Source organism: Bradyrhizobium sp. (assembly GCF_035652035.1).
Taxonomy (GTDB): Bacteria; Pseudomonadota; Alphaproteobacteria; order Rhizobiales; family Xanthobacteraceae; genus Bradyrhizobium.
Genome location: NZ_DASREO010000097.1, coordinates 50434 through 73881 on the forward strand (window position 1 = coordinate 50434; position 23448 = coordinate 73881).

A 23448-nucleotide genomic window follows, 5' to 3' on the forward strand; every position below is an offset into this window, starting at 1 on the left:
ATAAGAGACGGCCTATGGCCCAAGAGCAAGAGTACTGGTTTCCCGCAAAACGCTACGGCTGGGGATGGGGCCCGCCCGCAACCTGGCAAGGCTGGGCGGTCCTCGCCGCTTTTGTCATTCTGGTAATTGTCGCCGCCATCGCCTTCCCGCCGCATCGCTCAACCCCGATATTCATCGGCTGCGTCGTGATCCTCAGCGTCGCATTGACGGGCGTGTGCTGGTGGAAAGGCGAGCCGCCGCGCTGGCGCTGGGGCGATGATTAGCCATCGTTGGAGACCCCGAACAGATACGTTCCGCTTTTTCGCGGGCGATGTCGCGGCTGAAAGGCTAGTTCTTCTCCAGTACGCCAAGCATCGTGTTGCAGGCGCCTTCGGCGTCCGTGAAGGTATTAAACGGTGAACCGATGACCTTGACCGCGCCCGTTCTCGAATGGATCGGTCGCCACGATGCAAGGAAGCCACGACGTCCGTGAAAGCCGGGACCGTTCGGACTTTCGAATGTGATGACGAACGAAATGTCAGCGCCGTTCGCGCTCCATACGTCCATGTTTTCGACGGCCTGACGGAATTGCAGAGACATCTTCGAGAACCTCGCTGAATCCCAAACCCCGCCCGACGCTTACATTCCCTCTGATTCCTGCGGTAATTTTCAGGGTCAAAGTCCGGTTTTTTCCTGACCAAATGTGACGTTTTTGGATTCGTGATTTCCGCAACCCGGCAGGACCTGCCCTCACGACAATGCCTCATCCCTCTCGACCGCGACGCTCCAGGGATGCCGCGATCATCCTTGCGGGAGGCTTTCCCGATTCCGGTCTCATCGGCTCCAACCCGTGGTCCGGCGACATCGCGAACCGCTCGAAGGTCGATACGACGACGAAGAGCCGCCGACTTTGGCCGAGTTCTTGAATAGTGATGTGGAGATGATGGTGGGCGGCTACGGATTCGAACCGCAGACCCTCTTGGTGTAAACGAGATGCTCTAACCAGTCGACCTCCGCTGGTGTCAATGAGCAGCCGATTGTTGCAGCCGCTGCCTCGGCTCCGACGATTCGAGTTCGGTCGCCTTTGAATACCAGGCTCGGGCCTTCACCGGGTCCGCACGCACGCCGACAACTCCAAGGTTCGCCAGTACGGCGGCGTCATATGTGCCGGCCAGCTTGCGACAAGCCTCGGCGCTGCCCGCTTCGGCGAGATGGGTAAGCAACAGGCGCCCGCTCGAAATATCACCCGCTGCAATCAAGTCCTGGCTGCGCTTCAGCAAGGACGTGATCTCATCGGGCGTATACGAAGGCAATGCGCGGGGTTCGGAGGCCGGAGCTGCCGGAGCCGGACTGACGTCCGCCTGGGCCGGCAAGGCAGGGGGAGACGCCAACGGCTGCACCGCCGCCAATGGCGTCGGCGCCGCGACTGCGTCCGTCTGAGTGGATGCAACAACTATTGGCTCAGCTGGCACCGGCGCGGCCGGCACCACCGGCGCGGCCGGTACTGGCGCGGCGGGTACCGGCGGCACCAAGGTTGCCATCGCAACGGCGGTGGTCTGAGTGGATGCGACCGTCGGATCGGTGGGCACTGGCGCGGCTGGCATAGCCGCCGCCTCCGCCGGTTCGATGCTGGCCTGCGGCGGCTCGACCCTTGATGTCTTTACCCGGACAGGCACGACGTGGACGGGCGTGGGAGCAGACTGGCTCGCGATCGCCGTAGCTTCGCTGAGAACCGCCGTGTTGGCCGTCGGGATCTTGACGTAATTGGCGATGACCAAGGCAACGGCGGCCGCTACGCCGACCGCGCCCACGATCAATCCCAGGCCCGGCAAACCCCTTTCCACTTGAGGTGGCGGAAGCATCGGCTCGGGATTGAGAGGCGCCCAAATTGCCAACTCGTCGGAGCCGTGCTCTCGGCTTGCGGGCGCTTCTGCGAACCGCAAAGTCACCGGTCGCCGTATCACGGTTTGAACAGGGGGTCGGGAAGTTGCCTCGCTCGACACGCGCTCAAGCCGTTGCGCTGCGGCTACAGCCTCGTCCAGGAGACGACTTGTCTCATCCTGGCGCTGTGGCTCGCTCGCCAAGGGCGAGGCATCGGGGATCTTCTTGTCGGCATCCTCATCGTCGTTGGCCAGGGAACTCATCAACACTCTCCTGTCGGCCAAAACGGTATACAGAGAGCACTTAAGCTCTCGCCTCCCTCGCAATGGCCTTTCAATCCACCATTCAGACTGCTCGCACGGGTGCGTGCCGTTGTTACTGCGAACGCGCCCGCTGATCACGCCACTTCAAGAACTCCTTCCAAAGGTTCTCCTGCTCCTCCGGACTCTGATGGGGATACGCTTCGCGGATCCGGCGTAGCACCGCCGGCGTGTCAGACTGCGCTCGTGCTTCCGCCGCCAGCTTGGCAGCGCTGACGTTGAGCCATGTCTCCGCCGCTTCCAGCCTCTTCCAGCCAGGCAGCTGACTCGCCAGGTTGACCTCTCGCCATTTCACATGGTGCGGCGGCTCAAAGAATTCATCGATTCTTGGAAACAAGGCATTCACAAACATTTCGACGCGCCTGTAGCGGTCGGAATTCTTCGGCCAATTGTAGGCAATCAACACGGCCGTATCCGCAATGGTCTCGACGCTCTGACCCGCCGGGATCATGTTGGGGTAGTCGTCATTGGTGAGGGCCGTCGGCAGGAAATCGTTATTGAGTGACTTGGCGTATGGGATCGACAGAAATTTGAGACCATCGGACTGCTTCAGCAGTGACAACGAATCCGTCGGCTTCCCGGCGACCAGCGTCGTGGCCGCGATCTCACCACGCTTCAGCTTCTCCAAAGCCACCGTTTGGGGCAGGTTCACTTCCTGAATGTTTATCCCCAGGCGCTTGAAGACGTCGCGCATCGTGTAGTTGGTGCCGCTGCCCAACTCATCGAGATTGACTTTTTGCCCCTGCAGTTGATCCAGGGAAGCGATATCGGAGCGCACGACGATATGAACTTCCAGGTTAAAGAGCTTGGTGATGTAGACAATCTTGTCGTCATTCAATCCGAGCGTCTCGTTCGCTCGCCGATAGTTGTTGAGGGTACTGGTCTGCGTGAGACCGATATCGATGCCTTTCAGGTTGCGCACATCGCGAATGTTTTGCGGGCCGCCGATTCCAACGACCGGAAGGATACGAAGAGTTTCGCCGTTGTTGAGAACAGATGCGAGATCATAGGCGGCCTGAAGATACGTCGCATCGGATCCCGGGCTGCCCGATATGATCGATACGGTGTTTTGATTGATCTGTTCGTCCTTGTAGATGCCGACCCCGACCGCGAAATTGTCGCCCAGTTTCTCAACATAGGTCGACTTTGCTTCCACGAGACCGGTCTTGGGATTGGTCCAGCGATAGTCGGTCCAGCCGCTGCCTTTGGTTTTGGCAACTTCAACAGTGTTGCGCGCCGGATAGATGCCGTCCTGATCCCTGAATTCCCAAAGGCTCTTGCCAACCAATTCCTGCCGGGCAGCGTGGGCCTGGATCACGCAATCGTAGTTCATGATGTAGACGTAAAGGTCGCGATCGCGAAACGCCTTCTGCTGCGCCGTTACCGCAGCAAATGTCTTCGCAGCACCCTCAAGTCGAAAGCGCTCCTGGACGCGCTTCACCATGGCGACCGCCTCGTCCCGGGTGCCGAATTGAGCGGCAGAGGCTGGGTATGCGACCAGAACGAGTATAAAAAATACGACAATCGCAGATACAAAGCGCCGCAGCATAATCGCGGTCCTTACGCACAATGACTTTTCTAGTTACAAACACAAGTTGCAAAAACATTTGGGGCTTTTTGTGGTCGAATTTGGGGTTTTCTATTCAACAATGAGGTGGGCAACGGACAAGGTGAGCCCACCTTCGATCTGCGAATAGAGACGCGGATGACACTTCGATGACATGTCGATGATATGGCGCCGGAGCGCGCACCCCTGCGGCATGAAACAGGATTGGTTATGGTTAAGATCTCCTAAGGCGCTGTGGCGAGATTGCTCGATGATGATTTACCCCAACTTGATACTGTCGCGAGAGGACTAGCCCGGCTTAAGCAGTTGAACAGCAGCGGCGGCCCATGATCGGCGAAAAGGACATGGGACATGCCAGATTCAAGCTCCTGCGCTGTTAGCGAAATCCATACCCGCGCCATTTGCGACGAGATCGGCGAACGTCTCCGGTTCATGCTCGACCGATCACAGGCACCACCACCGCCGCGGATACTGGCCTTGCTGTTGCAGCTTCAACTCGCCGAACTGAAAGCGCCGCTTGCGGAAGGGGTGACGCAAGCTTCCGCTGCCGCGTGAAAACGCCAGCGACCTCAAATCAGCAGAGCGGAGTGGAGCGGAGAATGATGGTGGGCGGCTACGGATTCGAACCGCAGACCCTCTCGGTGTAAACGAGATGCTCTAACCAGCTGAGCTAGCCGCCCACGTACCGTGACATTCGCGTGCGGTTTTTAGCCTTGGGAGCCCCTTTGGCGCAAGGTCGGATGGGGTCGCAGTGTGCGGGATAGCGGGCAAAAAAACGGCGCCCGAAGGCGCCGTTTTCATTAACGTATTAACTGCCTCAGTGAGCGGTCAGACCGCCAGAGGCCTCGTCGCCGGCTTCAGGCGTCACCGGCACCTTGGCGGAGTCTTCCTCCCAGACGATCGGCACAGGAGGCCGCACCAGGGCCTTGGCAACGACTTCGTCGAGCCGGGCCACCGGAATGATGTCCATCCCGCCCTTGATCGCATCGGAAATCTCCGTGAGATCCTTGGCGTTCTCGTCGGGGATCAGCACCGTCTTGATGCCACCGCGCGCAGCGGCGAGCAGCTTCTCTTTCAGCCCGCCGATCGGCAGCACCCGTCCGCGCAGCGTGATTTCGCCGGTCATGGCGACATCATGCCGAACCGGGATACCGGTCATCACCGAGATGATCGCGGTCGCCATCGCAACACCCGCCGACGGTCCGTCCTTCGGGGTCGCCCCCTCCGGCACGTGGACGTGGATATCACGCCTGTCGAACAACGGCGGCTCGATGCCGAAGCCGACAGCGCGCGAGCGGACAAACGAGGCCGCCGCCGAAATCGACTCCTTCATCACGTCGCGCAAATTGCCCGTGACCGTCATCTTGCCCTTGCCGGGCATCATGACGCCTTCGATCGTCAGGAGCTCGCCGCCGACATCGGTCCACGCAAGACCGGTGACAATGCCGACCTGGTCGTCGGTCTCGATCTCGCCGTAACGATACTTCGGCACGCCGAGGAAGTCTTCGAGCGTCTTCTCGGTGACCTTGACCGACTTCTTCTTCGAGATCATCAACTCCTTCACCGCCTTGCGGGCGAGTGTCGAAAGCTCACGCTCGAGGTTACGCACGCCCGCTTCGCGGGTGTAGCGACGGATCATCAAGAGCAGCGCTTCGTCGTCGATCGACCATTCCTTGGTGTCCAGACCGTGCTTGGAGAGCGCGTTCGGGATCAGGTGCTTGCGCGCGATCTCGACCTTCTCGTTCTCGGTGTAGCCGGCGATCCGGATGATCTCCATGCGGTCCATCAGCGGTCCGGGAATATTGAGCGTATTCGCGGTCGTGATGAACATGACATTGGAGAGGCCGTAATCGACCTCGAGATAGTGGTCGTTGAAGGTCGAGTTCTGCTCGGGGTCCAGAACCTCAAGCAGGGCCGACGACGGATCGCCGCGGAAGTCGGCGCCCATCTTGTCGATCTCGTCCAACAGGAACAGCGGATTCGAGGTCTTCGCTTTGCGCATCGACTGGATGATCTTGCCCGGCATCGACCCGATATAGGTCCGCCGGTGGCCGCGGATTTCGGCCTCATCCCGCACGCCGCCGAGCGACACGCGCACGAACTCGCGACCGGTCGCCTTCGCGATCGACTTGCCAAGCGAGGTCTTGCCGACGCCGGGAGGACCGACGAGGCACAGGATCGGCCCGGTCAACTTGTTGGCGCGCGACTGCACGGCCAGATACTCGACGATCCGGTCCTTGACCTTCTCCAAGCCATAGTGATCGCTGTCGAGCACTTCCTGCGCGGCAACGAGGTCCTTCTTGACTTTGGACTTCTTGTTCCACGGGATCGACAGCAGCCAATCGAGATAGTTGCGCACGACGGTCGCTTCCGCGGACATCGGCGACATCTGCCGCAGCTTCTTCAGCTCGTGCTGGGCCTTCTCGCGCGCCTCCTTGGAAAGCTTGGTCTTGGAGATCTTCTCCTCGAGATCGGCGAGTTCGTCCCGGCCCTCGTCGTCGCCGAGTTCCTTCTGAATCGCCTTCATCTGCTCGTTGAGATAATACTCGCGCTGCGTCTTCTCCATTTGCCGTTTGACACGCGAGCGAATCCGCTTCTCGACCTGGAGCACGGAGATTTCGCTCTCCATCAGGCCAAGCACCTTCTCCAGCCGTGCGGTCACCGACAGCGTCTCCAGGATTGCCTGGCGATCGGCGATCTTGACGGCAAGATGCGAAGCGACGGTGTCGCCGAGCTTGGCGAAATCCGTAATCGCCTGCACGACGCCGACGACCTCGGCCGAAATCTTCTTGTTGAGCTTCACGTAGCTCTCGAAATCGGACACGACCGAACGCGCAAGCGCTTCGGCTTCGACCGACGTCGCGTCGGTGTCGGCGAGCGCAACCGCCGTCGCCTCATAATATTCGGTGCGAGGCGTGTATTTCTCGACGCGCGCGCGCTCGAGCCCTTCCACCAGCACCTTCACGGTGCCGTCGGGCAATTTCAGAAGCTGCAAAACGCTGGCAAGCGTGCCGGTCTCGTAAATCGCCTCGGGCGCAGGATCATCGTCGGACGCATTCTTCTGCGTCGCCAGCATGATCAGCGCATCGTTCTTCATCACCTCTTCAAGCGCGCGGATCGACTTCTCGCGGCCGACGAACAGCGGCACGATCATGTGCGGGAAAACGACGATGTCGCGCAGCGGCAACACGGGATAGGCATGGCTTTCGCCATGAACGATCGATGGCCGGGGTTTTGGGGTGGTCATGGCCTTTTCCTTTTGTTGTGCCCCCTTGCTACGCCATCCGCATCATGCGCAACGGCCACAAGGTGCCGAATTGACCGGAAAACTAAGGCCTCATCAGGCCGCCTCCTCCGGCTTTTGTCGGACGCGAATCTCAAAGCGATTTTCGCGCCGCCAGTCACATTAGGTGGCTATCTGCGGTAAGGGTGTCAAGTCGCTGAAAATGCCTGTGGGACAAGGCCAAACGGGGCTTTTGGGATTAGCCCAAAATGGCCACCGAAGGCTCGGCAGCCGCTTGAAAATACGCCAATCACAAGCGCCCGAAGACCTCAGGCGCTGGCGCTGGTCTCGACCGCGCGGTCGGAACGATCGGCGTAGATGTAGAGCGGCCGCGCCGTTCCTTCCACAACTTCGCGCGAGATCACGACTTCTTCCACACCCTCAAGGCCCGGAAGGTCGAACATGGTCTCGAGCAGAATGCTTTCGAGAATCGACCGCAGACCACGCGCGCCGGTCTTGCGCTCGATCGCCTTGCGGGCAACCGCGCCAAGCGCCTCGTCGGCGAAGGTCAGTTCGATGTTCTCCATCTCGAACAGCCGCTGATACTGCTTGACCAGCGCGTTCTTCGGGTCGGTGAGAATCTTCTTCAGCGAAGCCTCGTCCAGGTCTTCCAGCGTCGCCACGACCGGCAAACGACCGACGAATTCCGGGATCAGGCCATACTTGAGCAGATCTTCCGGCTCGACGTGACGGAAGATCTCGCCGGTGCGGCGATCTTCCGGCGCGAGCACCTGCGCCGCAAAGCCGATCGAGGTCGAACGGCCGCGCGCGGAGATGATCTTCTCGAGGCCGGAGAACGCGCCACCGCAGATGAACAGGATATTGGTGGTGTCGACCTGCAAAAATTCCTGCTGCGGATGCTTGCGGCCGCCCTGCGGCGGCACGGAGGCAACCGTGCCTTCCATGATCTTGAGCAGCGCCTGCTGCACGCCCTCACCCGAGACGTCGCGGGTGATCGAGGGATTGTCGGACTTGCGGCTGATCTTGTCGATTTCGTCGATGTAGACGATGCCGCGCTGGGCGCGCTCGACATTGTAGTCGGCCGACTGCAACAGTTTCAGAATGATGTTCTCGACGTCTTCGCCGACGTAACCGGCTTCGGTCAGCGTCGTCGCATCCGCCATCGTGAAGGGCACGTCCAGGATGCGCGCCAGCGTTTGCGCGAGCAGCGTCTTGCCCGAACCGGTGGGGCCGATCAAAAGGATGTTCGACTTCGCGAGCTCGACATCGTTGTGCTTGGTCTGGTGATTGAGCCGCTTGTAGTGATTGTGGACGGCGACCGAGAGCACCTTCTTGGCATGGCTCTGGCCGATGACGTAGTCGTCCAGCACCTTGCAGATTTCCTTCGGCGTCGGAATCCCGTCGCGCGACTTCACCAGCGAGGACTTGTTTTCCTCACGGATGATGTCCATGCACAGTTCGACGCATTCGTCGCAGATGAAAACGGTCGGGCCCGCGATCAGCTTGCGAACTTCGTGCTGGCTTTTGCCGCAGAACGAGCAATACAGCGTGTTCTTGGAGTCGCTGGCGCCAACCTTACTCATTCATCTCTCCGTCCGCAGTTCGATCCCGCACCTTGCTCTCATCCCGGCTAACGACCGGCCCCCCGACTTTTCTACAAATCGTTGTAGATAGAGCAAAATCCGTACCAAAAAAGACCCTATTCCTGTGCCGCAGCGAGAATCGCGGCCAACTCGAATCCCATGCAAGCACACCCTAAGCGACCTAGCCAACCATGCTCGCACCCGACTATCAAGAATTCGCTAATTGGCGGGGTCGCGCTATCCGTGACAATACCGTGATTTGCACTGCCATATGGTAACTATCGGCCAAAAATCGCCGGACGTTGCGCGATTGCCACGCCAGACCCGGGACGAAAGCGGAACCCTTGCCGGAACATGGCAAAAGGGACGCTTTCGGGACCATTTCCCGGCAAGCAACCGTTAACGCCAGCTTGAGCCAACTCGGCTGGCCAGCGTTGGTGCCGCCCTCAGCTCGCTTTTGCGATCGCTGCGGGGTCTTCCGGCCGCTTGTCGATCACCTTGTCGACAAGGCCGAACGCCTTGGCATCGTCGGCGGTGAGGAACTTGTCGCGTTCCAGCGCGTCCTCGATCGCCTTGTAGGTCTGGCCGGTATGCTTGACGTAGATCTCGTTGAGCCGCTTCTTCAGGTTCAGGATTTCCTGGGCGTGCAGCATGATGTCGGTGGCCTGGCCCTGGAAGCCGCCCGACGGCTGATGCACCATGATGCGGGAATTCGGCAGCGTGAAGCGCATGTCCTTTTCGCCGGCGGCCAGCAGGAGCGAACCCATCGAAGCCGCCTGCCCCGTGCACAGCGTCGACACCGGCGGGCGGATGAATTGCATGGTGTCGTAGATCGCGAGCCCCGACGTCACCACGCCACCGGGCGAGTTGATGTACATCGAGATTTCCTTCTTCGGATTCTCGGCCTCGAGAAACAGAAGCTGCGCCACGATCAGCGTCGACATGCCGTCCTCGACCGGTCCGGTGACGAAGATGATCCGCTCTTTGAGCAAGCGCGAGAAGATGTCGTAGGCCCGTTCGCCGCGGTTGGTCTGCTCGACCACCATCGGCACGAGGTTCATGTAGGTTTCAACGGGATCGCGCATGAGTCACCCAAGGGTTGGCAGGAACCTGTATCCACCGGCAGGACGATACGAAGCGAAAGCGAGGCCGGCAGGACGAGCGTTCCGTGATGCAGGAATTAGAGACGGGTTCACAGATAGTCTTGGCTTTTCCGGCCACAAGGCCGACTTACCAGTCCCGGCCACAAGACCGGGCCAGGACGTCAGTTACCCCAGCAGTTCAAGCTGATTCTGCCGGAGACGCCTAGCCGGCGGACCTCGCCCGCCGGCTCATTTGCGCTTCAACCTTAACGCAGAACTTACAGTCGGTTAGGCCGCGGTCTTCTCGGCCTCATCCTCTTTGTACAGCTCTTCACGCGAAACCTTCGTTTCGGTCACGGTGGCGAGTTCAAGGATGAAATCGACGACCTTGTCCTCATAGATCGGTGCACGAAGCTGGGCCAGCGCATTGGCATTGTTGCGGTAGTAGTCCCAGACTTCCTTTTCGCGGCCCGGCATCTGGCGCGCCCGCTCGATCACCGCGCGGCCGACCTCATCGTCGGTGACCGTGATCTTGTTCTTCTCGCCGATCTCGGAGAGCACGAGCCCGAGCCGCACGCGGCGATCGGCGATCTTGCGGTATTCCTCCTTGGCGGCGTCTTCCGTGGTATTTTCGTCGGCGAAGGTTTTGCCGCCCGCTTCCATTTCGGACTTGATCGAGTTCCACATCAGATTGAACTCTTCGTCGACCAGTGTCGGCGGCGCCTCGAAGCGATGGGCTTCGTCGAGCCGATCGAGCAGGACGCGCTTGACGCGCTGACGGGTCGCGCCGGCAAATTCGGCCGCGATCCGCTCGCGCGCCGCCTGCTTCAACTTGTCGAGGGATTCAAGGCCAAGCGTCTTGGCGAACTCATCGTCGATGGCGAGGTCCTGCGGCGCCTCGATCTGGGACGCGGTTGTTTCAAACTCGGCCGCCTTGCCGGCGAGTTCCTTGTTGCCGTAGGCCGCCGGGAACGTGACCTTCAGGGTGCGCGTTTCGCCCGACGCAATGCCGATCAGCTGATCCTCGAAGCCGGGGATAAAGGTGTTGGAGCCGATCGTCACCGGAATGTTCTCGGCCGATCCGCCCTCGAATGCGGTACCGTCGACCGTGCCCTTGAATGAGACGGTGACGCGATCGCCGCTTGCGGCCTTGGCGCCCTCGCCCTTCGCCGCAAAACTGCGGTTCTGCTCGGCAATGCGCTTGACCGCGTCCTCGACCTCGGCGTCGGTCACGTCGGCGACCGGCTTCTCGACCTTGAAGCTCTTGAAGTCAGCCAAAGCAATCGACGGCACGACCTCGATCGCAACCGTGTAGGTGAGATCGGATTTGCCGGCGAGCAGCTCCTCGACCTCTTTCTGTTCGGTCGGCATGGTGATCTTGGGCTCGGTGGCCAAACGGAAACCGCGCTCGGTGAAGAGCTTGGAGTTGGCGTCGCGGATCGTTTGGTCGATCGCCTCGGCCATCACCGAGCGGCCGTAGACCTTCTTCAGATGGGCGACCGGCACCTTGCCGGGACGGAATCCGTTGAGGCGAACCTTGTCCTTCAATTCCACCAGCTTCGCGTCGGCCTTGGCATCGAGATCCGCCGCCGGGACGCTGATCTGAAACTCGTGCTTCAACCCTTCCGCGACCGTTTCCTTTACCTGCATGGCTTCAATCTTCTTTTCGAGAAGTCCGGCGACAGGCCGGACGGATGATTCATTTGAAATGGCGCATTGCGTCGTGGCTTGCGCCGGCGGTTTCGGTAGTCTCCAGAACCCTATGAAATTCTTGCCTTATTCGGCGGTCCGATTGTCGGGGCGCTGAAGGCTCCCGAGCGACCGGCGGCGCATAGGCGATGGGCTGACGCTGGTAGCTCAATGGCGGCGGGAGATCAACAGTTCCAGCAAGCGACAACAGCCGAAAACCCACCCGGCATCGGATATGGCGAGGGAGGACGGCGTCCGCTAGGCCGAGCGGACGGATCCGAGAAAGCGGCCCATTTCAGATTTCAGCCGAGCGCTTTCGCTGGTCAATGCCCGCGCCGACGACAAGACCTGCGCGGACGCGGAGCCCGTGGCGCTGGCGCCGCGCTGCACCTCGCCGATGCTGGATGAAACCTGCTCGGTGCCGGCGGCGGCCTGCTGCACGTTGCGCGAGATTTCCTTGGTCGCCCCACCCTGCTGCTCGACCGAGGCTGCGATCGTCGCGGATATCTCCGACAGCTGTTCGATGGTGGCGCTGATATTGCCGATGGCGCCCACCGACTGCTGGGTCGCGCTTTGGATGTCGGCAATCTGCTGGCCGATTTCGCCGGTCGCTTTCGAGGTCTGTTCGGCGAGCGCCTTGACTTCGGCTGCGACGACCGCAAATCCGCGGCCCGCCTCGCCGGCCCGCGCCGCCTCGATGGTGGCATTGAGCGCAAGCAGGTTGGTCTGGCCGGCGATGGAGTTGATGAGTTCAACGACGTCGCCGATCCGGCTCGCCGCCTTCGAAAGCCCACCGACGTGGTCGGTCGTGGCCCGCGCCTGACTGACGGCTTCGCTGGCAATCCGGGCTGTCTCCCGGACTTGGCGGCCGATCTCGCCAACCGACGACGACAGTTCCTCCGTCGCGGTGGCGACCGATTGAACATTGGAAGAAGCGTCCCTGGACGACGCAGCGACGGAGATGCTGAGTTGCTGTGCGCGCTCGGCGGTCGAGGCCAATGCACCTGCCGAGGTTTCGAGCTCCGAGGAGGCCATCGATACGGCATCGACGATCTGCCCGACCGCATTTTCAAAATCGTCGGCGATCTTGAGTATGTCCGACTTGCGTTGTGCCGCAGCGCGCCCCTCGGCCGCCATCTGATCCGCCTTGAGGCGCTCGGCCTCGCCCATCTTTTCCTTGAGGATCTGGATGGCGGAGGCGACCTTTCCGATCTCGTCGCTGCGCTCCTGCCCCGAAACTTCGGTCGCGATATTACCGCCCGCCAGTTGATCCAGGCTCTCCACGACGCTCATCAAGGGCCGCGAAATGCCCCGCTGCACGGCGATCATGTACAGGACGGCGCCCACCATCGTCGCGAAAGCGAGAAGCAAGGCGACGGTCCAGGTGGTCATCCGCGCGCGTTCGGAGGCTTGCCTCGCGTCCTGGTCGGCGACCGAGATGAAGCGCTCCCTGGCCTTGCCCAGAAGTTCCGTGGGCGCGCGGTCGATACCGGCGACGGCCGCGTCGCCGGCGGCGCTGTCATAGCCTTGATCCCTGAAGGCCTGGAAGCCGCGCCGATAGGCCTCGCCCATATCCTTGTGGGCAGCGACGAACTGGCCGATCAGCTGCGCAGCTTGTGGATCGGCCACGCCGGCCTTCATCCGTTCGCCGGCGCTGCGCACGTCACTTTCGCGCTGCTGGAACGCGTTCCAGTGCTTGTCGAGCGCTTCGGGCTTCTTGCCGCGAAGCAGCGTGTCCTTCCACTCCTGAACCTGCTTCTTGAAATTCGTCTCGATAGCCAGCACGTCGACGGCATTGGCCTGGCTTGCGCCGACGCGCGTGACGAACACGTCAACGCTCTCCGAATATTGCCAGAAGCCGTACGCCGCCGCCGCCAGCAAAACAGCGGTGCAAAGAGCAAACAATAAAAGTATGCGGCCTCGAATGCCGAGCGAAAGGTTCTTCATCGAAAGCATCGCCCCAAAATCCCGTTCTTCAAAGAATCGAAGGATTATGTTCCCGTCATGCTTTCCTGTTTCTTAAGCGAAACCAGCCGCTTGGGGCCAGAAAGCGCCACCTTCAAGTTGCATGGAGGCGCACGATCTTCCCTTGGTAGGAGGAATATTTCGCGGCGAGAAATTAAGCTGGGTTCTGGCTCAACGTCCGTCTTCGCCGGCGTCTTGCGTGAGCTTCTCTGGACACGCTTCGCCGGGCTGGCGCAGTGCCACGCGTAGCCTGCGAGGGCAAAGCGTGGTGCGGGCGGAGGGACTCGAACCCCCACAACTTTCGTCACTGGAACCTAAATCCAGCGCGTCTACCAATTCCGCCACGCCCGCATGAAAGCTTGGTGTTGGCCGCTATGCCGCGGGCGGCGGCTTATAACATGCGCCACCGCTTCGCAGCAATTCTCCGATTTGCGCCCGTGAGGACCCTGCTGCTTGCCATATCATGCGGAAAGTGGTCCGCATCAACCATGTCGGATCACAATTCAGATCGCATTGGTCGGCCAAACCGTCGCGCGGTGATGGCGAGCCTCGCGGCCATCGCTCTGCAGCCGTCAAATCGTGCCATCGGTGCTGAAGCCCTGCTGGCGCTTCGCTGCAAGGAAGGCGAGCTCGCCTTGCGGGAGAAGCAGCCGGCGACTGCCGTGTGGTCGCTGGGAGATCAGGCGCTTCGTTTCAAGCGCGGTGACCTCCTGGACACCAGCTTGGGCAACGAGCTTTCTGCACCTGTGGTTCTCAACTGGCGCGGCATCGACGGCGTCTCATCCATCGAGCCGCTACTCACGCATCCTGCGCTCGCGCCATCGGTCCGCGAAAAGTTCCAAATCCCGCTGCGTCACGCCGGAACGCATCTTTGCGATCCGGCCCTGCTCGGCGATGGCGCACCGCGGCCTTTTCGCTCCCTTCCGCTGATTGTCAACGAAAGCGAACCGGTAGCAGTCGATCATGATGAGGTGTTGTTGATCGAGGGCTGGCGGCTGAGGCCCGACGGCACGGCTATCGCCGCCGCCACTGATCCCGCAGGAACCGCGCCGGTCTACACCATCAACGGTCAGCTTTCGCGCGATATCAAGGTGCGCGGGCGCGAACGGCTGAGGCTGCGCTTCATCAATGGCCTTCCGCGCCAGGTGATCGCGTTGAAGATCGAACATCAGGACGTGACAATGATGGCGCTGGATGGTCAGCCGGCCGAGCCGTTTCTGGCGCGCAACGGGGCATTTGCGCTCGCTCCCGGCGGCCGGGCGGACATTTATGTCGACGTCGCGCCGGGCAGCGGCAATTCGCAAATCCTGATGCATGACGGCGAAGCGGCGCATCCGATCGCCCAATTGGTCCTGTCAGACGAGGCGCCGATCCGAAGCGAAAATCTGCCGGCCCCATCAGCGCTGCCGTCGAATGGCCTTCCCGCGCATCTCGACCTGAAGAACGCACTTCGCGTCGATCTTCCCTTCGGTGGCGATCAGAAAGAGTGGCTTCGTCCGGCCGCGTTTGCGGCGAGCACGGCGCCGACGTTTCGGGCCAAAGCCGGCCGCACGGTGGTCGTGTCGCTCACCAACCGCGCCAGCGTGACATCCGTCTTTCATCTGCACGGCCATCACTTCCGCCTGCTCGACCGGCTCGATGACGGCTGGAAGCCGTTCTGGCTCGACACGATCGCAATCGATGCAGGGCAAACCCAGCGCATTGCATTTGCCGCGGAATATTTGGGACGCTGGCTGATCGAGGCTGCGGAGACCAATTGGAGTGCGCCGAAACTGCTGCGCTGGTTCAGCGTGGAGTAATCCGCGCAAACGCTTTTGCGTTTGTCGCTAATACTCGATGCCGAACTCGTCATAGAGATGACGCGTCACCGCGGGCAGCGTCTCGGGCAAATCTTCCGCGATCAATCCCGGGCCGGCTTCGCGCGCCGCTTCGCCATGCATCCAGACGCCGATCGAAGCGGCTTCAAAGGCCCGCACGCCTTGCGCGAGCAAGCCGGCGATCATGCCCGACAGCACATCGCCCGCGCCTGCGGTGGCAAGCCACGGCGGCGCGTTGGCGGCGATGGTGGCGCGGCCGTCGGGCGAAGCGACCGTGGTGTCCGGTCCTTTCAAGAGCACGACCGCGCCAGCACGTTCGGCGGCATCCCTCACCCGCTCGAGCTTGGAGCGCAGCGAGTGCTTGTTGCTCATATCGCTGAACAGCCGTGGAAACTCCCCCTCATGCGGGGTCAGCACGACTTGCGGATCGGACGAATGCCTGATCGCCTCGAACAGACGCTCGGGATTGCCTGCAAAACTGGTGAGCGCATCGGCATCCAGTACGATCGAACGCTTCGCCGATAGCGCCGAGAGCACGAAATCCTGCGTTCGCTCGTCGACGCCCGCGCCGGGCCCGATCACATAGGCGTTGAGCCGCTTGTCGGTGAGCAGTTCGGCGAATTCGTTTGCAGTGTCGATCGGATGGACCATCACCGCCGTCAGCGCCGAGGCGTTGACGGAAAGCGCATCGCGCGGCGAGGCCAGCGTCACCAGGCCTGCGCCGGCGCGCAACGCGCCGCGCGCGGACAATCGCGCCGCGCCGGTCGCGGCGATCCCGCCGGACACCGCAACGACATGGCCGCGGTCGTATTTGTGCCCATCGATTGTCGGGATCGGGAACGCGCTGCCCCAGGTCGAGGGAACATTCTCGAAGGTTTTCGGCGCTATTTCGGTCAGCACGCCCGCATCGATGCCGATGTCGGCGACACGCACGCGTCCGCAATGGATGCGGCCGGGCATCAGCAGGTGCGCAGGCTTGCGGCGAAAGAAGGTGACGGTCTCGGTGGCGCGCACGGCCGTTCCCATGATGGCGCCGGACGTGCCGTTGATGCCGCTCGGCAGGTCGACGGCGAGAACCGGCGCGCCGTTGGCATTGATCGCTTGGATCATGTCGAACGGCTCATCCTTGACGGGGCGGTCAAGACCGGCGCCGAACAGCGCGTCGATGATCAGCGCGGGCCTGCCGATCGCATGCGGATTGAACGGCAGCACCGGATATTTCCAGCCCCGCGCCGCGGACGCCGCATCGCCTTGCAGGTTCTCACGGTCGCAGAGCAGAATGACGGAAACCTCTCGGCCCCGCGCGGCGAGTTCGGCCGCGGCGACAAAACCGTCGCCGCCATTGTTGCCGGGGCCGGCAATCACCAGGATCGGCCCCTCCTCGACCATATCCATGGCCGCGGCAGCAACGGCCTGACCCGCGCTCAGCATCAACGAGAAGCCCGGCGTGCCGGCCGCGATCGCGAGCCGATCGGCACGCTCCATCTCGGCTGTCGTCAGAACTTCCATGCCCAATCCCCTGACAGAAACGCCTTTTCTGAAGGCAATTTTTCGATTCAACGCCCGGCAAAGCCGGGATCGCCGCACATCATTTGGTCTATTTGCCTAATTTCAGTGCTGCACTATGATTGATCGATTCCCAAGTACGACCTTTCGGCATCCTCTAAGAGGCTGATGAAATTAACGAATCTCACATCTTAACGATTTGGCATAGACCCTGCTTTCGAGGATGCCAGTTCCGGGCCGACGGCTTGGGCAGGCAAATATCAAGCCTGCGCGCCGGCCCCGGATCCAATCATTCGCGCATTCCGCGACAACAAACCTGAACTTGAGACCCTGAAAGTGCCGGGAGGCAACCTGTGAAGAAAATCGAAGCCATCATCAAGCCGTTCAAGCTCGACGAGGTTAAGGAAGCGCTCCAGGAAGTCGGACTTCAGGGCATTACCGTCACCGAAGCCAAGGGATTTGGCCGCCAGAAGGGCCACGCCGAGCTGTACCGGGGTGCGGAATATATCGTCGACTTCCTGCCCAAGGTGAAGATCGAGATCGTGATTTCCGATGAGTTGGTCGAGCGCGCGATCGATGCGATCCGGCGCGCGGCGCAGACCGGGCGGATCGGCGACGGCAAGATTTTCGTGTCCAATATCGAAGAGGCCATCCGCATCCGGACCGGCGAGTCCGGGCTCGACGCCATCTAACACGCCAATTTGTCAGCCCAATCCGGCTGCCGGCGGATCAATTCCGCCCGGAGCGCAGTTTCTTGCGTCACTCCGATATTGTCTTGGCCATCCCCCGATTGTATTGACGACTATTCAATCGCCAAATTGCCGCTGCCCGCGGCCCAGCCCAAAACAGCCTATTCCGAGGCAACCACCCAGGGGGGAACCATGAAGACCGCCAAGGACGTCCTCAAGTCGATCAAGGACAACGACGTCAAATACGTCGACCTGCGCTTTACCGATCCGCGCGGCAAGTGGCAGCACGTTACCTTCGATGTCACCATGATCGAAGAGGAAACCTTCGCCGAGGGCCAGATGTTCGACGGCTCCTCGATCGCCGGATGGAAGGCGATCAACGAGTCCGACATGTGCCTGATGCCCGACCCGGTCACGGCCACGATCGATCCGTTCTTCGCCGAAACCACCATGGTCATCACCTGCGACGTGCTGGAGCCGACCACGGGCGAGCCCTACAACCGCGACCCCCGCGGCATGGCCAAGAAGGCCGAAGCCATGGTCAAGTCGATGGGCGTGGGCGACACCGTCTTCTTCGGTCCCGAAGCCGAGTTCTTCGTATTCGACGACGTGCGTTTCTCGGCGCTCCCCTACAACACCGGCTTCAAGCTCGACTCCGCCGAATTCCCGACCAACTCCGACACCGAATATGAGGGCGGCAATCTCGGTCACCGCATCCGCACCAAGGCCGGCTACTTCCCGGTGCCGCCGCAGGACTCCGTGCAGGACATGCGCTCGGAAATGCTCGGCGCCATGGCCAAGATGGGCGTCAAGGTCGAGAAGCATCACCACGAAGTGGCGTCGGCCCAGCACGAACTCGGCATGAAGTTCGACACGCTGACGCTGATGGCCGACCAGATGCAGATCTACAAGTACTGCATCCACCAGGTCGCCCACATCTACGGCAAGACCGCCACCTTCATGCCGAAGCCGATCTTCGGCGACAACGGCTCGGGCATGCACTGCCACCAGTCGATCTGGAAGGAAGGCAAGCCGGTGTTCGCCGGCAACAAGTACGCCGATCTTTCCGAGACCTGCCTCCACTACATCGGCGGCATCATCAAGCATGCGAAGGCGATCAACGCCTTCACCAATCCGTCGACCAATTCCTACAAGCGTCTGGTGCCGGGCTATGAAGCCCCGGTGTTGCTCGCCTATTCCGCGCGCAACCGATCGGCCTCCTGCCGCATCCCCTACACGTCGAACCCGAAGGCTAAGCGCGTCGAGGTGCGTTTCCCCGACCCGATGGCCAATCCGTATCTCGGCTTCGCCGCGATGCTGATGGCGGGCCTCGACGGCATCAAGAACAAGATCGATCCGGGTCCGGCGATGGACAAGGACCTCTACGATCTGCCGAAGGAAGAGCTGAAGGCGATCCCGACGGTGTGCGGCAGCTTGCGCGAGGCGCTGGAAAACCTCGACAAGGGCCGCGCCTTCCTCAAGAACGGCGGCGTGTTCGACGACGACTTCATCGATGCCTACATCGATCTCAAGATGCAGGAAGTCGAGCGTTTCGAAATGACGCCACACCCGGTCGAGTTCGAGATGTACTATTCGCAGTAAAGCTTGCGACGAATTTCAAAGGAAAAGGGGCGCTTCCAAGCGCCCCTTTTTTATTCTCGCTGACCGCGTCGTCCCAAATCAGCCCGGTTCATTTGCTCTGATATTGCGCGTCGACCGACCACCGCGAGGCCGCGCCATGGTGCGAATTCGTATCCCAGCCTTTGCCATTCTTGCGCTGCTCGGCTTCGGCGTGCAGGCCAACGCGCAAGCACTTTGCCCGGAGGTGATGCGGCTGCGAAGCGAGGCCCAGGCGGCTCTCAAACAATCGATGGCCGCCCCCGCTCCCGAGCGCTGCTACAGATACAACCGCCAGTCGGAGGCCTGGGAAGACCTCGCGCGGTACGCCAGCGACAACCGCGAGGCTTGTCACGTCTCGATCTCATTGTTGAATGACTTCGAGCGGTATCGCAGCGAAGCCGTTAGGGATCGCGACAACGTTTGCGCCGGCCGCCCTCTTCGCCGTTACGGCGCAGACATCATTCAACGCTGACGCGAACGCTCGACCAGCGGCGATTGTTCGCTGCGTTTTGCTCAATTTGCCTGCTTTGTTTCCGCGACAATCGGTGCTGAAAAGCCCCGCCAGCGCTGATAATTGATCACCATCCCCACGAACAGCGCCGGCGCGAGCGCCACGACGATCACGTACGGCGACAGCGGCTCCGGCGAGATCATTTCGAGCACCATGCCCGAGACCATCCAAAGCACCGAGAAGCAGACCGCGAAATCGATCCGCGGCACCCCCAACCAGTACAGCAATGCCGATATCAGGGTCGCAGGCGCCAGCGCTGCGCCGATGGCGTAGACCGTCAGTTCCTTCGGTGTGAGAACGTCGACCACCATCGAGGCGAGCAGCCAAAGGCTCACGAACATCACGATCGCATCGAAGCGTTTCATTTCTGGTCTCTGGCGGTCTCGGACTTTTGCCAATTCTTCCCGCGACCTATGGTGACGTCAAGAACTAACGCCCAGCTTGCGGAGACTTTCCGCTGCGACTGCGAAAGAAAAAGAGCGGTTTCCCTGCGCTGGTTTTTTATGGCCAATCAGACGGATGTCGGCGATGATTGCCGCCCGCGGCATCGTTCGACCGGCGGAAAGGTTGCGTTGGCTTTGCGATGATGACGCTGAGGCAGATTGAGGTGATCCGGGCCGTGATGATCTCGGGGACGATCACGGGCGCCGCAAAACTCTTGAACGTTTCAGCGCCGGGCATCAGCCGCCTCGTCAAATACACCGAGCGCTCGCTTGGGGTGCGCTTCTTCATGCGGCAGAACGGCCGCTATTTCCCAACGCAAGACGCCCAGCTCATCTTCGAGCAGATCAACACGATCTACAAAAAGGTCGACGACCTCACCGACGTCATCGGCAAGATCGGCCGCGGCCAGCTTTCCGAGCTTCGTATCGGATCGGTGCCGAGCATCGCTCAGGTCATGGTGCCGCGCGCGGTGGAGAAAATACGCAAGCGCTACCCCGATCTGAAGATGGACATCAACATTCTCAAGCTGGAGGAGGTCATCGACTATCTCCTGCTCGGCAAGGGCGACTGCGCCGCGATCAGCTACAAGCTTGATCACCCGGCGCTGGACTTTCTCCCGCTCGCATCAGGCCGCCTCTACTGCATCGTCCCGGAAGACCATGCGCTCGCCGAGCGCAAGCGGATATCGGCCGCCGAGATGACGCGCTATCCGCTGATCGGCATCGATCCGAGCGACCCCTACGGCCGCATCATGTCCGCGCTGTTCGCGCGTCACAACTTGCCCTACGACATCACGATCCGCGCGCGTTTTGGTAATACGGTTTGCGCGCTGGTCCAGGCCCGGCTCGGCATTGCCATGATCGACCAGTTCTCCGTCGCGCATGGCGCGATTCCCGGCGTCCGCCTTCTGGAGATCGCCGAGCCGACCCGCTTCGAGACGTTCATCGCGGTCAAGCGCGGCGCGGCCCTTTCACCCTACGCCACGCATTTCATCAAGACGCTGCGCGCCGAGATGGAGGGGATCAGCAAACCGCGGCCGGCCCGCACCTTTCGGAAATAACATGAGGTTAAGTTTATCGCTCAACTGAGTAATTGTGTTATCGCCGTCCGGCGATATGGTTTCAGTCAATCCGGGGCAAGGACGAGTCGCACTTGGCGGTGCATTGCACGCTGATCGTCCGTACAGCTCCCAATAAAGAAACAGCCGTCAAAGCGGCTTTCCATCAATGACCGGGGAGGAACAATCACCATGACGTCAGGCACGGATCCGCACAACATGCGCCAGTCCAAGATCGCAGCCGCCAGCGGCTGGATCGGATCGGCGCTCGAATACTACGACTTCTTCATTTACGCGACGGCGGCGTCGCTGGTGTTTCCGCAAATCTTCTTTCCATCGCAGAACCCGACGGTCGCGATCGTCGCCTCGCTCGCGACCTACGGCGTCGGCTATGTCGCGCGGCCGGTCGGCGCCTTCGTGCTCGGACACTGGGGCGATACGCACGGCCGCAAGAACGTGCTCGTGCTCTGCCTGTTCATCATGGGCATCTCGACCGTGCTGGTCGGCCTGATCCCGACCTACCAGCAGATCGGCATCTGGGCGCCGATCCTCCTGGTGGTGCTGCGGCTGATCCAGGGCTTTGCGGTCGCGGGAGAGATTTCCGGCGCAAGCTCGATGGTGCTCGAACACGCGCCGTTCGGCCGGCGCGGCTTCTTCGCGAGCTTTGCACTGCAAGGCGTGCAGGCAGGGCAAATTCTCGCCGCTGCGGTGTTCCTCCCGATCGCCCACTACATGGCGAAGGAGGATTTCAACGCCTGGGGCTGGCGCATCCCGTTTCTGCTCAGCTTCTTTGTCGTCGTCGTCGGCTATCTGATCCGGCGCGAAGTCGACGAGACGCCGGCCTTCGCCAAGGAGAGCCAGCAAGGCGCGCTGCCGAGAGCGCCGATCATCCAGGCCTTCAAGACCAGCTGGGCCGACATGCTGCGCGTCATCTGCATGGCGCTGATGAACGTGATCCCCGTCGTCGCCACCATCTTCGGTGCGGCTTACGCGGTGCAGCCGGCTTATGGAATTGGCTTCGCGCCGGACATCTATCTGTGGATTCCCGTGATCGGCAATATCGTGGCCGTGCTGATCATTCCGCTGGTTGGCAATCTCTCCGACAAGATTGGCCGGCGGCCGCCGCTGATCATCGGCTCGCTCTGCGCTGGCCTGCTGGCGTTCGCCTATCTCTACGCCATCAGTATCAAGAACGTTCCGGCGGCGATCGCGCTCTCGATCCTGATGTGGGGCATCGTCTATCAGGGCTACAACGCCGTTTTCCCGAGCTTCTATCCCGAGCTGTTCCAGACCCGCTACCGAGTTTCCGCGATGGCGATTTCGCAGAACATCGGCACCACGATCACGGCGCTGTTGCCGGCCTTGTTTGCGGCCGTTGCGCCTCCGGGATCGGCCAACGTGCCGATGACGGTCGGCGCGATCGCCTTTGGCATCACGGCGATTGCTTCGATTGCCGCCTACTCGGCACGGGAAACTTATCGGCTTCCGGTCAGCGATCTCGGCAACGCCAACGCATCGCCGATGACCAAGCAGGATTACGACCAGATGCGGGCCGCTTCGTTCGGCGGCGCCGCTCCGGCTTGAACTGCTTCCCAATCGAGGGCGGGGTCCAGAGCCCCCGCCCTCGTGAGAGCCGCAGAGTGCGATGAAGGCAAAACATGATCGATGGCAAGACAAAACTCATCGCCCACATTGGCTATCCCACGGAGACGTTCAAGTCGCCGATGATCTACAATCCTTACTTTGCGGCGCGCGGAATCAACGCGGCCGTGATCCCGATCGGCTGCAGGGCTGAGGATTACGATTCCTTCCTGAAGCTCGCCTTCCGGCTGACCAATGTGCATGGCGCGCTGATCACCATGCCGCACAAGGTCCGGACGCTCGAACTCGTCGATGAAGCCAGTGTGTCGGCGAAGATCGCCGGCGCCTGCAACGGCGTTAGGATCGACGAGCGTGGCATGATGATCGGCGATATGTTCGATGGCGAGGGCTTTGTGCGCGGCCTTGCGAGAAACAACCGCCGTGCCACCGGCGCAAGCGTGCTGGTCGCCGGCTGTGGCGGGGTTGGCTCGGCGATCGCGGCTTCGCTGGCAAAGGCCGGCGTATCCAGGCTTGCCTTGTACGACGCGTTTGCATCGGCGATGGACGGGCTCGCCGGGCGCATCAAGACCCACTATCCGAAGCTCGACGTCATCACCGGCTCCGCCGATCCTGCCGGATACGACATCGTCGTCAACGCGACGCCTCTCGGCATGAAGAAGGACGATCCGCTGCCGATCGATGTGACCCGTATTTCGCCTTCGACCTTCGTCGGCGAGGTCGTGATGAAGGAAGAGATCACGCCGTTTCTCGCCGCAGTGCGCGCGAAAGGTTGCGGCTACCAGGTCGGCACCGACATGCTGTTCGAGCAGATTCCGGCCTATCTCGAATTTTTCGGTTTCGGCACGGTGACATCGGACGAACTGCGCAAGCTTGCGCAAATTCACTACTGACC

The 23448-nt window shown here is 61.3% G+C and carries 19 protein-coding genes and 3 tRNA genes; 9 read left to right on the forward strand and 13 right to left on the reverse strand.

The window, feature by feature from the left end; all coding sequences use genetic code 11:
- The first annotated feature begins 14 nt into the window (after positions 1 to 14).
- Positions 15 to 263 (forward strand): hypothetical protein, encoded by a 249-nt coding sequence (locus tag VFB05_RS26375; protein WP_325017898.1) that lies wholly within the window; start codon positions 15 to 17, stop codon positions 261 to 263.
- Between the two features lie 64 nt (positions 264 to 327).
- On the opposite strand, the gene VFB05_RS26380 is transcribed toward VFB05_RS26375, so the two are convergent.
- From VFB05_RS26380 to VFB05_RS26395, 4 genes are all read right to left on the reverse strand, one after another.
- Complete coding sequence (locus tag VFB05_RS26380; RefSeq protein ID WP_325017900.1) at positions 328 to 579, reverse strand: hypothetical protein; 252 nt, start codon at positions 577 to 579, stop codon at positions 328 to 330.
- A 344-nt stretch (positions 580 to 923) separates the two neighbouring features.
- A tRNA-Val gene (locus VFB05_RS26385) sits at positions 924 to 994 on the reverse strand.
- Positions 995 to 1001: 7 nt separating this feature from the next.
- Positions 1002 to 2123, reverse strand: a complete 1122-nt coding sequence (locus VFB05_RS26390; protein ID WP_325017902.1) for a hypothetical protein — start codon at positions 2121 to 2123, stop codon at positions 1002 to 1004.
- Positions 2124 to 2235: 112 nt separating this feature from the next.
- Positions 2236 to 3729, reverse strand: coding sequence for a cache domain-containing protein (locus tag VFB05_RS26395; protein WP_325017904.1), 1494 nt, complete (start codon positions 3727 to 3729; stop codon positions 2236 to 2238).
- Positions 3730 to 4098: 369 nt separating this feature from the next.
- On the opposite strand from VFB05_RS26395, the gene VFB05_RS26400 reads away from it, so the two are divergent.
- Entirely contained in the window at positions 4099 to 4302 is a 204-nt protein-coding gene (locus VFB05_RS26400) for a hypothetical protein (protein WP_325017906.1), read from the forward strand.
- Between the two features lie 48 nt (positions 4303 to 4350).
- Here VFB05_RS26400 and VFB05_RS26405 read toward each other — a convergent pair.
- The 7 genes from VFB05_RS26405 to VFB05_RS26435 form a co-directional block, all read right to left on the reverse strand.
- Positions 4351 to 4427, reverse strand: a tRNA-Val gene (locus tag VFB05_RS26405).
- Positions 4428 to 4564: 137 nt separating this feature from the next.
- Positions 4565 to 6994, reverse strand: coding sequence for an endopeptidase La (lon, locus tag VFB05_RS26410; RefSeq protein WP_325017908.1), 2430 nt, complete (start codon positions 6992 to 6994; stop codon positions 4565 to 4567).
- Between the two features lie 305 nt (positions 6995 to 7299).
- On the reverse strand, positions 7300 to 8574 hold the full coding sequence (gene clpX, locus VFB05_RS26415) for an ATP-dependent Clp protease ATP-binding subunit ClpX (RefSeq protein ID WP_325017910.1): 1275 nt from the start codon (positions 8572 to 8574) through the stop codon (positions 7300 to 7302).
- 446 nt (positions 8575 to 9020) lie between these two features.
- Positions 9021 to 9659 (reverse strand): ATP-dependent Clp protease proteolytic subunit, encoded by a 639-nt coding sequence (locus tag VFB05_RS26420; RefSeq protein WP_325017912.1) that lies wholly within the window; start codon positions 9657 to 9659, stop codon positions 9021 to 9023.
- A 285-nt stretch (positions 9660 to 9944) separates the two neighbouring features.
- Entirely contained in the window at positions 9945 to 11306 is a 1362-nt protein-coding gene (tig, locus tag VFB05_RS26425) for a trigger factor (protein ID WP_325017914.1), read from the reverse strand.
- A gap of 297 nt (positions 11307 to 11603) precedes the next feature.
- On the reverse strand, positions 11604 to 13292 hold the full coding sequence (locus tag VFB05_RS26430) for a methyl-accepting chemotaxis protein (RefSeq protein WP_414643323.1): 1689 nt from the start codon (positions 13290 to 13292) through the stop codon (positions 11604 to 11606).
- A gap of 284 nt (positions 13293 to 13576) precedes the next feature.
- Positions 13577 to 13661, reverse strand: a tRNA-Leu gene (locus VFB05_RS26435).
- A 188-nt stretch (positions 13662 to 13849) separates the two neighbouring features.
- Between VFB05_RS26435 and VFB05_RS26440 the strand changes: the two genes are divergently transcribed.
- The gene (locus VFB05_RS26440; protein ID WP_325017919.1) at positions 13850 to 15109 is read left to right on the forward strand and encodes a multicopper oxidase family protein; all 1260 of its coding nucleotides are present in this window, start codon (positions 13850 to 13852) and stop codon (positions 15107 to 15109) included.
- Between the two features lie 27 nt (positions 15110 to 15136).
- On the opposite strand, the gene VFB05_RS26445 is transcribed toward VFB05_RS26440, so the two are convergent.
- Positions 15137 to 16636, reverse strand: coding sequence for an NAD(P)H-hydrate dehydratase (locus tag VFB05_RS26445; protein WP_325017921.1), 1500 nt, complete (start codon positions 16634 to 16636; stop codon positions 15137 to 15139).
- Between the two features lie 350 nt (positions 16637 to 16986).
- On the opposite strand from VFB05_RS26445, the gene VFB05_RS26450 reads away from it, so the two are divergent.
- The 3 genes from VFB05_RS26450 to VFB05_RS26460 all read left to right on the forward strand — a co-directional run bounded on the left by VFB05_RS26450 (position 16987) and on the right by VFB05_RS26460 (position 19414).
- Positions 16987 to 17325, forward strand: coding sequence for a P-II family nitrogen regulator (locus VFB05_RS26450; RefSeq protein WP_072824146.1), 339 nt, complete (start codon positions 16987 to 16989; stop codon positions 17323 to 17325).
- A gap of 189 nt (positions 17326 to 17514) precedes the next feature.
- Positions 17515 to 18924: a type I glutamate--ammonia ligase gene (glnA, locus tag VFB05_RS26455; protein ID WP_325017925.1), complete on the forward strand. Its 1410-nt coding sequence runs from the start codon at positions 17515 to 17517 to the stop codon at positions 18922 to 18924.
- Between the two features lie 136 nt (positions 18925 to 19060).
- On the forward strand, positions 19061 to 19414 hold the full coding sequence (locus VFB05_RS26460; RefSeq protein WP_325017928.1) for a hypothetical protein: 354 nt from the start codon (positions 19061 to 19063) through the stop codon (positions 19412 to 19414).
- 41 nt (positions 19415 to 19455) lie between these two features.
- On the opposite strand, the gene VFB05_RS26465 is transcribed toward VFB05_RS26460, so the two are convergent.
- On the reverse strand, positions 19456 to 19818 hold the full coding sequence (locus VFB05_RS26465; RefSeq protein WP_325017930.1) for a hypothetical protein: 363 nt from the start codon (positions 19816 to 19818) through the stop codon (positions 19456 to 19458).
- A 218-nt stretch (positions 19819 to 20036) separates the two neighbouring features.
- Between VFB05_RS26465 and VFB05_RS26470 the strand changes: the two genes are divergently transcribed.
- From VFB05_RS26470 to VFB05_RS26480, 3 genes are all read left to right on the forward strand, one after another.
- Positions 20037 to 20957, forward strand: coding sequence for a LysR family transcriptional regulator (locus VFB05_RS26470; RefSeq protein ID WP_325017932.1), 921 nt, complete (start codon positions 20037 to 20039; stop codon positions 20955 to 20957).
- 189 nt (positions 20958 to 21146) lie between these two features.
- On the forward strand, positions 21147 to 22538 hold the full coding sequence (locus VFB05_RS26475) for an MFS transporter (RefSeq protein ID WP_325017934.1): 1392 nt from the start codon (positions 21147 to 21149) through the stop codon (positions 22536 to 22538).
- Between the two features lie 74 nt (positions 22539 to 22612).
- On the forward strand, positions 22613 to 23446 hold the full coding sequence (locus VFB05_RS26480; RefSeq protein WP_325017936.1) for a shikimate dehydrogenase family protein: 834 nt from the start codon (positions 22613 to 22615) through the stop codon (positions 23444 to 23446).
- Positions 23447 to 23448: the final 2 nt, after the last annotated feature.

Excerpts from the sequence above, each read along its gene's own strand:
- VFB05_RS26380 (WP_325017900.1), bottom strand. The coding sequence starts at position 579 with ATGTCTCTGCAATTCCGTCAGGCCGTCGAAAACATGGACGTATGGAGC.
- tig (WP_325017914.1), bottom strand. The coding sequence starts at position 11,306 with ATGCAGGTAAAGGAAACGGTCGCGGAAGGGTTGAAGCACGAGTTTCAG.
- VFB05_RS26420 (WP_325017912.1), bottom strand. The coding sequence starts at position 9,659 with ATGCGCGATCCCGTTGAAACCTACATGAACCTCGTGCCGATGGTGGTC.
- VFB05_RS26400 (WP_325017906.1), top strand. The coding sequence starts at position 4,099 with ATGCCAGATTCAAGCTCCTGCGCTGTTAGCGAAATCCATACCCGCGCC.
- VFB05_RS26430 (WP_414643323.1), bottom strand. The coding sequence starts at position 13,292 with ATGAAGAACCTTTCGCTCGGCATTCGAGGCCGCATACTTTTATTGTTT.
- VFB05_RS26480 (WP_325017936.1), top strand. The coding sequence starts at position 22,613 with ATGATCGATGGCAAGACAAAACTCATCGCCCACATTGGCTATCCCACG.
- VFB05_RS26390 (WP_325017902.1), bottom strand. The coding sequence starts at position 2,123 with ATGAGTTCCCTGGCCAACGACGATGAGGATGCCGACAAGAAGATCCCC.
- VFB05_RS26445 (WP_325017921.1), bottom strand. The coding sequence starts at position 16,636 with ATGGAAGTTCTGACGACAGCCGAGATGGAGCGTGCCGATCGGCTCGCG.
- VFB05_RS26440 (WP_325017919.1), top strand. The coding sequence starts at position 13,850 with ATGGCGAGCCTCGCGGCCATCGCTCTGCAGCCGTCAAATCGTGCCATC.
- lon (WP_325017908.1), bottom strand. The coding sequence starts at position 6,994 with ATGACCACCCCAAAACCCCGGCCATCGATCGTTCATGGCGAAAGCCAT.
- VFB05_RS26460 (WP_325017928.1), top strand. The coding sequence starts at position 19,061 with ATGGTGCGAATTCGTATCCCAGCCTTTGCCATTCTTGCGCTGCTCGGC.
- VFB05_RS26475 (WP_325017934.1), top strand. The coding sequence starts at position 21,147 with ATGACGTCAGGCACGGATCCGCACAACATGCGCCAGTCCAAGATCGCA.
- VFB05_RS26375 (WP_325017898.1), top strand. The coding sequence starts at position 15 with ATGGCCCAAGAGCAAGAGTACTGGTTTCCCGCAAAACGCTACGGCTGG.
- glnA (WP_325017925.1), top strand. The coding sequence starts at position 17,515 with ATGAAGACCGCCAAGGACGTCCTCAAGTCGATCAAGGACAACGACGTC.
- VFB05_RS26465 (WP_325017930.1), bottom strand. The coding sequence starts at position 19,818 with ATGAAACGCTTCGATGCGATCGTGATGTTCGTGAGCCTTTGGCTGCTC.
- VFB05_RS26395 (WP_325017904.1), bottom strand. The coding sequence starts at position 3,729 with ATGCTGCGGCGCTTTGTATCTGCGATTGTCGTATTTTTTATACTCGTT.
- clpX (WP_325017910.1), bottom strand. The coding sequence starts at position 8,574 with ATGAGTAAGGTTGGCGCCAGCGACTCCAAGAACACGCTGTATTGCTCG.
- VFB05_RS26470 (WP_325017932.1), top strand. The coding sequence starts at position 20,037 with ATGATGACGCTGAGGCAGATTGAGGTGATCCGGGCCGTGATGATCTCG.